10 protein-coding genes are annotated in these 8857 nt (G+C 61.3%); 5 read left to right on the top strand and 5 right to left on the bottom strand.

Translation table 11 applies throughout. The annotated features are described in order from the left end of the window. Positions 1-633, top strand: a 633-nt coding sequence (locus BI292_RS06935; RefSeq protein WP_305887387.1) for a FimV/HubP family polar landmark protein, incomplete at its 5' end; no start/stop codon positions are given. 105 nt (positions 634-738) lie between these two features. Continuing rightward, a complete protein-coding gene (locus tag BI292_RS06940) occupies positions 739-1026 on the top strand; it encodes a SelT/SelW/SelH family protein (protein WP_092271571.1) in 288 nt (95 codons plus the stop codon). Here the strand turns inward: BI292_RS06940 and BI292_RS06945 are convergent. Next, complete coding sequence (locus BI292_RS06945; RefSeq protein ID WP_101207430.1) at positions 1020-1910, bottom strand: DMT family transporter; 891 nt, start codon at positions 1908-1910, stop codon at positions 1020-1022. The two genes, BI292_RS06940 and BI292_RS06945, sit on opposite strands and share 7 nt — an antisense overlap. Positions 1911-2122: 212 nt before the next feature. Then, positions 2123-2887, bottom strand: a complete 765-nt coding sequence (locus tag BI292_RS06950; RefSeq protein WP_092271566.1) for an AraC family transcriptional regulator — start codon at positions 2885-2887, stop codon at positions 2123-2125. A gap of 163 nt (positions 2888-3050) precedes the next feature. Between BI292_RS06950 and BI292_RS06955 the strand changes: the two genes are divergently transcribed. Next, entirely contained in the window at positions 3051-3866 is an 816-nt protein-coding gene (locus BI292_RS06955) for a UDP-2,3-diacylglucosamine diphosphatase (protein WP_092271564.1), read from the top strand. A gap of 105 nt (positions 3867-3971) precedes the next feature. On the opposite strand, the gene BI292_RS06960 is transcribed toward BI292_RS06955, so the two are convergent. Together BI292_RS06960 and BI292_RS06965 are read right to left on the bottom strand one after the other, a co-directional pair. After that, positions 3972-4562: an HD domain-containing protein gene (locus tag BI292_RS06960; RefSeq protein ID WP_101207431.1), complete on the bottom strand. Its 591-nt coding sequence runs from the start codon at positions 4560-4562 to the stop codon at positions 3972-3974. Positions 4563-4679: 117 nt separating this feature from the next. Further along, positions 4680-4991 (bottom strand): DUF962 domain-containing protein, encoded by a 312-nt coding sequence (locus tag BI292_RS06965; RefSeq protein ID WP_092271560.1) that lies wholly within the window; start codon positions 4989-4991, stop codon positions 4680-4682. Positions 4992-5172: 181 nt separating this feature from the next. Between BI292_RS06965 and BI292_RS06970 the strand changes: the two genes are divergently transcribed. Continuing rightward, the gene (locus BI292_RS06970; protein ID WP_218563478.1) at positions 5173-6234 is read left to right on the top strand and encodes an AraC family transcriptional regulator; all 1062 of its coding nucleotides are present in this window, start codon (positions 5173-5175) and stop codon (positions 6232-6234) included. Here BI292_RS06970 and BI292_RS06975 read toward each other — a convergent pair. Continuing rightward, complete coding sequence (locus BI292_RS06975; protein ID WP_092271556.1) at positions 6191-7645, bottom strand: TrkH family potassium uptake protein; 1455 nt, start codon at positions 7643-7645, stop codon at positions 6191-6193. The genes BI292_RS06970 and BI292_RS06975 overlap by 44 nt on opposite strands. Positions 7646-7767: 122 nt before the next feature. On the opposite strand from BI292_RS06975, the gene BI292_RS06980 reads away from it, so the two are divergent. Then, complete coding sequence (locus BI292_RS06980; protein ID WP_092271554.1) at positions 7768-8334, top strand: NAD(P)H nitroreductase; 567 nt, start codon at positions 7768-7770, stop codon at positions 8332-8334. Positions 8335-8857: the final 523 nt, after the last annotated feature.

The raw sequence follows: 8857 nt of genomic DNA on the forward strand, positions 1-8857 counted from the left end.
CAGGAAAGTAGCCTGCGCGACGCCGGGTATGATCCGCAGCAGCTCGCCGAACTGCGCGCGCGATTCCCGAAAGTGGCGGGCAGGGCGCCAGTGGTCGCGCCAGTTGCGCCGGTTTTGGCAGCGGTCCCAGCGGCGGTTGCGCCGTCGGCCGTCAGTGATGACTTCCAGTTGAACCTCGACGATCTGTCGATGGATTCCAATTGGGACCTGGTCAGCCCGTTCGAGAACTCGTCGCCGTCGCTGGCGAAAACACCGCCAGCGCAGGAACCGGCGTTCACCTCAAATCTGCACGTGCTGCCCGACGTCTTCGAAATGCCCGACGAGCCGACGCCCGTCGAGTCACTCCTTGACGAACCATTGCTCGATGAAAATGAGCTGGAATGGGACGCCGTCCCTGATACCCAGGCGCTGGACGATGATTTCCTCGATGCCTTCAACGAGCCCGGCCAGTCGCTGGAGCTTGAGCCCTTGACCGCTAACGCTGCGGACAACGCCAGCAAACTTGAGCAAGCGCAGACCTGCATCGACGACGGCGATCTCGACAGCGCCATCGAACTGCTCAACGAGTTGCTCAAGGACGGCGACGAACCTCTGAAGCAAACCGCGCGCAGTCTGCTCGCCGGTATCCGTTAGCACCGTCAGCTCATTACCTTGCCATTCCCATTCCCATTCCCATTGCAGCAGCGAGCAGGCTCGCTGCCACTTTTTTGATCTTCGCGCTCAGGAGCTTCAGCGATCATGGCCGTACAAAAAGCGGAAATTGTCATCACCTATTGCACGCAGTGCCAGTGGCTGCTGCGCGCGGCGTGGCTGGCGCAGGAACTGCTCAGCACCTTTGGCGATGACCTGGGCAAGGTGTCGCTGGTGCCGGGTACGGGCGGGGTGTTTCATATCTTTTGTGATGACGTGCAGCTCTGGGAGCGCAAGGCCGATGGCGGTTTCCCGGAAGCCAAAGTGTTGAAGCAGCGCGTGCGCGATCAGATCGACCCGCAGCGCCACCTCGGGCACAACGAACCCACTCAGTGAGACGCGGCTTCGGCGGCCACGGCTTTCTTGCTGCTGGCGGATAACCGACTGGAGAGCACAATCGCGACGATGATCAGCGCGCCGCCGAGGAGCATGCGCAGTGTCGGGTTTTCATCGAACAGCAGCCACGCCACGCTGATGCCGTACACCGGTTCCAGCGCAAATACCACGGCGGCGGTTCGCGCCTTGATCACCGCCAGACTGGCGACGAACAAACTGTGCGCGACGCCGGTGCAGAACACCCCGAGCAGACCGATCCACAACCAGTCGAGGGGGCGCACGTCGCTCAACTGCGGCGCGGCGAACGGCAGCAGGCACAGCGCGACCACCACGTTCTGGCACAGCGCCGCTTGCACCGCCGGAATGCGCCCGGAACTGGCGCGGTTGGTCAGCGACAGCAGGGCGAACAACAAACCTGAGCCCACCGCCCAGAGCAAGCCGGTAGTGGCGCCGCTGGCGAGGTCGAAGTGCGGCGTGACCAGCACCAGGCCGATGCTGACCAACACCACCAGCAGAATTTCATTGGCGCGGATCCGCTCGCGGAAAATCAGTCCTTCGAGGATCACCGTGAAGGCCGGAAAACTGGCAAACCCCAACGTCGCAATCGCCACCCCGGCGACTTTGACCGCGATGAAAAAACTCACCCAATGCCCGGCCAGCAGCAAGCCGCTGAGCAGCAAACGCCGCCAGTCGAAGGCTTCGAGTGTCTGCCAGCGGGTCGTGCTGGCAAACCGGGCGAAGACGGCCAATGCGAGCACCGCGAATGCGGCCCGCCCAAACACGATAACGCCGGGGGAGGCGGCCGCGAGTTTGCCGAACACGCCGGTCAGGCCAAACATCAATGCGCCGATATGCAGTGCGCCGAGGGCGGTACGGGGAGTCATTGTGATCCTTGATAAACGTTGGAGGCCGACAGGCATCCTCTCTGTAGCAGCTGGCGAAGCCTGCGTTCGGGTGCGCAGCAGTCGTGAATTCAGACGATGCGGTGCATCAGGAAGGATGCGCACTCAGGTTTGACGACTGTTGCGCAGCCGGACCCAGGCTTCGCCAGCGGCTCCATTTAATCGCGCAACGGCCTCGCGTGTCTGTCGGCAAACTAGCGACTTTTGTCGCCGGCCTCGCGTCGCAGTTTCCCCGGCGAGGCTCCGAACTCGCGCAGCACTGCCGCAGCAAACGCGCTCTGCGAACTGTAACCAACCCGGCAGCCGATCTCGCCAATCGGCAACGCCGAATCCCGCAACAAACCCACCGCCATGTGCAGTCGACGGCTGCGAATGTAGTCCATCGGCGTCTGCCCGCATTCGGCGACGAACCGCGCATGCAGGCGCGCCGCCGACAACCCGGCAATCCGCGCCAGGTCCGCCACTTGCAGCGGATACGCAGCGTATTGATCGATGTGCGCATTCAGTGCCGCATACGGCAGGCGCCGGCCACCGATCACTTCGGCTTTGACGTTGTTCAGGCTGGCGAGCAACAACACCGCCCCTTGCTGGGCAATCAGCGGATCGCTCACCGGACTGTTCGCCAGCCAACTGACCAACTGGCTCTGCCCGGCATCCAGCGGCAGGCGTCCGGCGTTGTCGAGCAAGCGGCGGCTGGCGTCGGCATGTTCCCCCAGCGATTGCGCGAGCCATTGGTCGCTCGGCACATCCAGCACCAGGCAACGGCTGCCATTGGCGCTGCCGCAGGCGTGATGCATGCCGGACGGCACCACCACAAAACTTTGCTGGATCACCTGACTGCCACGCCCGTCGACCTCGAAATCCAGCGCGCCCGACAGCCCGAACACCAATTGCGCGTGGTCGTGGCTGTGGATGATCAAGTCTTCCGTGTATTGGCGCAGCGTGAGGATCGGTCTCATCGCAGGTCTCCTGGCAAAGTGCGGCCAGTCTACACCGGCTCGGCGTTATCACAGGCGTGGTCACAGGCGTTGGCACAGGCCTTGTCACAGGACTGACGCGCGACTGTCACAGGCGATTAACCGGCCCGGCGCACGCTGCTGAAAACATCGCAGAGGGTTGCCCATGACCAGCGCCGAGCTCGCCCGACCCAGCCGTAAACAACGTGTGCGCACTTTATGGATTTCCGACGTGCACCTCGGTACACGCGATTGTCAGGCCGAGCACTTGTCGCACTTTCTCAAGGGTTACCACGCCGACAAGGTTTACCTGGTGGGCGACATCATCGATGGCTGGAAACTGCGCGGCGGCATGTATTGGCCGCAGGCGCACACCAATGTGATCCGCCGCTTGCTGACCATGAGCAAGCGCGGCACCGAGGTGATCTACGTCACCGGCAACCATGACGAATTCCTGCGGCGTTATTCGAAGCTGATTCTGGGCAATATTCAGTTGGTCGATGAAGCGGTGCACGTCACCGCCGATGGCCGTCATCTGTTGGTGATTCACGGCGATCAGTTTGATGTGATCACCCGCTATCACCGCTGGCTGGCATTCCTTGGCGACTCGGCCTACGAGTTCACCTTGACCCTCAACCGCTGGCTCAATCACTGGCGCGCGCGTTACGGCTACGGCTATTGGTCGTTGTCGGCGTACCTCAAGCACAAGGTGAAAACCGCGGTCAGTTTCATCAGCGACTTTGAAGAAGCCATCGCCCACGAATGCGTCAAACGCGGATTGCACGGGGTGGTGTGCGGGCACATTCACCATGCCGAGATTCGCCAGGTGGGCGGCGTCGATTACTTGAATTGCGGCGATTGGGTCGAGTCGTGCACGGCGCTGATCGAACATTGGGACGGCTCGATCGAGCTCTATCGCCTGGCCGACGCGCAGGCGCGCGAAGCTGAATTGAAAGCGCTGAAAATTGCGGAACCGGCTTAGGCAGGTTCGACGCCTTCGCGGGCAAGCCTCGCTCCTACGGGAGAATGCATTCCAAGCGTAGGAGCGAGGCTTGCCCGCGAAGGGGCCATCACGATCACCCTGAACTCAGGCCGGCGCGTGTTCTTGCATCGCTTCCTTGTAGATCGAGTTTTTCGGTTGCGCGAACACGCGTTGCATCATCGGTTCGAAGAAGCTCAGCGGCAGGTTTTCATAGGACGGATCAAACGCCGCCGCATCGTATTTGGCGCAGAACTCGATGGTCGCGTGGTACTGCGGATGGTCGCTGAATTGTTCGCGCAGGTGCCGATCCATGCCCAAGTGATGGAAGAAGTAATAACCCTGGAAGATCCCGTGTTTCTCGACCATCCACAGATTGTCGGCGCTGATAAACGGCTTGAGAATCGCCGCCGCAATGTCCGGGTGATTGTACGAACCCAGGGTGTCGCCGATGTCGTGCAACAGCGCGCAAACCACATATTCCTCATCGCGGCCATCGCGAAAGGCACGGCTCGCGGTTTGCAGCGAATGGGTCAGGCGATCGACCGGGAAGCCGCCAAAGTCGCCCTCGAGCAACTTCAGGTGCGCGACGATTCGTGTCGGCAATTGCCGGGCGTAGGCACTGAAATCTGCGGCGATGATCGCCCAGTCTTCTTGCGTGCCGTCCTGCATATGGGTGAAGCGAGCATTGGCGTTCATCGGCGATCTTCTTGTTTTCAACGAAGTTGGGCGGGTTTTGCCCGGGTTTTGCCTCAGTGTAGAAGCTCAACACGGCCGCGCAGTGGCTGCGCGGGACGCATTGCTGGCCCGCCGAGCCTAGAACGGCACGCGGCCGAGAATCATGTCGCGGTACATGACGAAATCGCCGAGCAGGCTGTAGAACGGATGCTGAAAGGTTGCCGGACGATTCTTCTCGAAGAAGAAATGCCCGATCCAGGCGAAGGTGTAGCCGGCCAGTGGCAAGGCGATCAGCAACATCCATGCGCCACGGCCGATGGTCAGCGCCAGAATGAAAATCACCAGCGTGGTGCCGATAAAGTGCAGTCGTCGGCAAGTGCTGTTGGCGTGTTCGCTGAGGTAGTACGGGTAAAACTCAGCGAAGCTGTTGAAACGCTTGGTGTTTTCCACGACTGCGGTCTCTGTGTTTGTCTGTGGCTGTCAGTTGATTGTTGCTCTGACGGCAAGATGTTCTGCGGGTAGCTTATTTGAGTCTAGAGTGATCATTGGTAACAGCCAGTGACAATGGGCGCCACTTTAGTATCCTTCGGTAATTGGCCGTAGCATGCGGCTCATCATTTAAGTAAACGCCATGAGCGAACGAACGACTTCTGCAAGCTGGGCGATGGGGATTGTCAAAGCAATTGAAATGGACGGCCTGGATTGCCGGGTTTTGTTCAAGCAACTGGGGCTCGACTACGCATCGCTGGATGATCCGGATGCGCGCTTCCCGCAAGATTCGATGACGCGGCTGTGGCAGCGCGCGGTCGAGCTGTCGGGGAACCCGGCGATTGGCCTGAACATGGGCAAAGTGGTGCGACCGGCGTCTTTTCATGTCGCCGGGTATGCGCTGATGTCCAGTCAGACACTGGCCGAAGGGTTTCAGCGGCTGGTGCGTTATCAGCGGATCATTGCCGAAAGCGCCGACCTGAGTTTCCGCCTGCTGGATGAGGGTTACGCGCTGATCCTGACGGTCCACGGCGACCATCTGCCGCCGACCCGCCAGAGCGCCGAAGCCTCACTGGCTTGCGCGCTGGCCCTGTGCGGCTGGCTGACCGGGCGCACGTTGCAACCGCGCAAAGTGCTGGTGCAGGGCGATGAGCCAGCCGATCTCGAACCGTATAAACAAGCCTTTCATGCGCCGCTGGTGTTCAACGCGCCCTACGATGCGCTGATCTTCGAACGCGCCGACATGGAAGCGCCGCTGCCTACGGCCAACGAGGCGATGGCGCTGCTGCATGACCGTTTTGCCGGTGAATACCTGGCGCGGTTTTCCGAAAGTCGGGTGACCCACAAGGCGCGGCAAGTGCTGTGCCGTTTGCTGCCCCAAGGCGAGCCGAAGCGCGATACCGTCGCGCAAACCCTGCATTTATCGCAACGCACCTTGCAGCGCCGGTTGCAGGAAGAGGGCACGAGTTTCCAGACCTTGCTCGATGACACTCGACGCGAACTGGCCGAGCAATACCTGGCGCAGCCGAGCATGACCTTGCTGGAAATCGCCTATCTGCTGGGCTTCGCCGACCCGAGTAACTTCTTTCGCGCCTTCCGCCGCTGGTTCGACGCCACGCCCGGCGAGTACCGCGCGCGGTTGCTCGATGCGCCGAAGCAGGTCAGTGACGCCAGAACGCCGGAATACACAGAACAAACACGGTAATGATTTCCAGTCGGCCGAGCAGCATGCCGAACGAGAGAATCCACTTGGCCGCATCCGGCAACGTCGCGAAGTTGCCTGCCGGGCCAATCGTTTCGCCCAGGCCCGGACCGACGCCGGACACGGTGCTGGCGGCGCCGGTCAGCGCGGTCATCCAGTCGACGCCGAGCAGCGACAGGAGCAGGGCGATCACGCAAATGGTGATGGCGAAAAAGAACGAGAACGTCAGGATCGAACGGACGATTTCTTCGTCGAGTCGGTGGCCGTTGTACTTCTGCTTGATCACCGCGCGCGGGTGAATCAACTGGTTAAGGTTGGCCTTGAGCAGGATGTAGGCGACCTGGAAACGGAAAATCTTGATCCCGCCCGCGGTCGAGCCGGAACAGCCGCCGACGAAGCCCAGATAAAAGAACAACATCAGCGAGAAATTGCCCCAGAGGCTGTAGTCGCCCAGCGCAAAACCGGTGGTGGTGATCACCGACGTCACGTTCAGCGCCACGTGGCGCAGTGCTTCGAGCCAATGCAGGTTGGTGGTCCACCAATACCAGGTGCCGAGTACCAGCCAGGTCACCAGCAACATGCCGAGCAAACCCTGCACTTGCTGATCCTTGATCAGCGCTCTGCGATTGCCGCGCAAGGTCGCCACGTAGAGGGTGAACGGCAGGCTGCCGAGAATCATGATGACCACCGCGACCCAATGCACCGCAGGCTGTTTCCACTTCGCCAGCGACAGGTCGGAGGTGGAGAAACCGCCGGTGGAAATTGCCGACATCGCGTGGTTGATCGCGTCGAACAGGCTCATCCCGGCCCACCAGAACGCCAGACTGCCGAGAATGGTGATGCCGACATACGCCGCAACGATCAGCCGCGCAACCATGTGCGAGCGCGGCATGACCTTTTCCGAGCGGTCCGAGGATTCGGTCTGGAACAGGCGCATGCCACCGATTCGCAGCAGCGGCAGAATCGCCACCGCCATGCCGATAAAGCCGATGCCGCCGATCCAGTGCAGCAACGAGCGCCACATCAGAATGCCGGGCGACATGTCGTCGAGGTGATTGAGCACCGTGGAGCCGGTCGCGGTGATGCCCGACATGCTTTCGAAGAATGAATCGGTGTAGCTGATGTGTTGGGTCAGCAGGAACGGCAACGCGGCGAAAATGCACACCACCAGCCAGCTGCTGACGGTCAACAGGTACATGTCGCGCGGACGCAGATGCACGTGTTCCGGGCGGCCGGGGATCACCAGCGCGAGGCCGGCGACGAAGGTGATCATGCTCGCCCAGAGGAACGACGGCAGGTCGCCCGTGCGGTCGAAAATCACCAGCGTGGCCATGGGCACGACCATGGCGATGGCCAGCGTGATCAGGAAGATGCCGATGATGAATCCAATAATGCGTAAGGTCGGCAACGCCATGAAGTGCGCTCGGGCAGTAATAGGGAAGGGCGCCATTCTACCTGCGGGGTCCGGCATGTAAACCGGCACTCCCAAGGTCGATGCAGCTAGAATAGCCAAACATTTTTTACAGGAGGTGGCCGATGCAGGCTCTCGACGCTTTGCTCAACCGTGTTTCCGTTCCTCGACTGGTCGAACCGGCCCCTAGCGCTGAACAACGTGAAGCATTGTTCGCCGCCGCCATGCGCGCACCGGATCACGGCCATTTGCAGCCATGGCGCTTTTTGACCGTCGAAGGCGCGGCCCGCGAGCAAATGGGCGAGCTGCTGGCCGAAGCGGCGAAATTGCACGACGGCGAAGTCTCCGAAGCGGCGGTGGACAAGGCGCGCAACGGTCCGCTGCGGGCGCCGTTGGTGGTGGTGGTGATCGCGCGGTTGCAGGATCACGTCAAATATCCGAAGTCCGAACAGTTGTTGGCAGCCGGCTGCGCGGCCCACGGGATTTTGCTCGCGGCGTACGCGCAAGGCATTGGCGCGGTGTGGCGGACCGGCGAGTTGGCGTATTCGGCGCATGTGGCCAAAGGTTTGGGCTTGACCGAAGGCGAGGAAGTGATTGCGTTCCTGTACCTCGGCACCCCGCAGAAAGAACCGCGCGTGGCCGAGAAAGTCGACCTGGCTGAATTTGTCAGCGCCTGGCCTGGTAAAGCCTGATACAGGTTGTTTGTGGGTGAGGGGTGAGTCATTGAGAGTCACCCCTCACCCCAACCCTCTCCCCAAAGGGGCGAGGGGGCTGACCGAGTTGCATGGGCTATGTGCTGCGACCTGCGGCTCTGAGTCGAACCAGGATTTGAAAGGCTTGAAGATGGGCTCCCTTTCCCCCTCTCCCCAAAGGGGCGAGGGGGCTGACCGAGTTGAATGAACTATGTGCTGCGACCTGCGGCGCCGAGTGAACCAGGGTTTGAAAGGCTTGAAGATGGGCTCCCTTTCTCCCTCTCCCCAAAGGGGCGAGGGGGCTGACCGAGTTGCATGGTCTATGTGCTGCGACCTGCGGCGCCGAGTCGAACCAGGGTTTGAAAGGCTTGAAGATGGGCTCCCTTTCCCCCTCTCCCCACTGGGGCGAGGGGGCTGACCGAGTTGCATGGGCTATGTGCTGCGACCTGCGGCGCCGAGTCGAACCAGGGTTTGAAAGGCTTGAAGATGGGCTCCCTTTCCCCCTCTCCCCACTGGGGAGAGG

The organism is Pseudomonas sp. 43NM1 (genome assembly GCF_002836905.1).
In the GTDB taxonomy this organism is placed as follows: domain Bacteria; phylum Pseudomonadota; class Gammaproteobacteria; order Pseudomonadales; family Pseudomonadaceae; genus Aquipseudomonas; species Aquipseudomonas prosekii.

What these genes read in the sequence shown, in the direction of transcription:
- BI292_RS06940 (WP_092271571.1), top strand. Translation starts at nt 739, where the DNA reads ATGGCCGTACAAAAAGCGGAAATTGTCATCACCTATTGCACGCAGTGC.
- BI292_RS06945 (WP_101207430.1), bottom strand. Translation starts at nt 1,910, where the DNA reads ATGACTCCCCGTACCGCCCTCGGCGCACTGCATATCGGCGCATTGATG.
- BI292_RS06950 (WP_092271566.1), bottom strand. Translation starts at nt 2,887, where the DNA reads ATGAGACCGATCCTCACGCTGCGCCAATACACGGAAGACTTGATCATC.
- BI292_RS06955 (WP_092271564.1), top strand. Translation starts at nt 3,051, where the DNA reads ATGACCAGCGCCGAGCTCGCCCGACCCAGCCGTAAACAACGTGTGCGC.
- BI292_RS06960 (WP_101207431.1), bottom strand. Translation starts at nt 4,562, where the DNA reads ATGAACGCCAATGCTCGCTTCACCCATATGCAGGACGGCACGCAAGAA.
- BI292_RS06970 (WP_218563478.1), top strand. Translation starts at nt 5,173, where the DNA reads ATGAGCGAACGAACGACTTCTGCAAGCTGGGCGATGGGGATTGTCAAA.
- BI292_RS06975 (WP_092271556.1), bottom strand. Translation starts at nt 7,645, where the DNA reads ATGGCGTTGCCGACCTTACGCATTATTGGATTCATCATCGGCATCTTC.
- BI292_RS06980 (WP_092271554.1), top strand. Translation starts at nt 7,768, where the DNA reads ATGCAGGCTCTCGACGCTTTGCTCAACCGTGTTTCCGTTCCTCGACTG.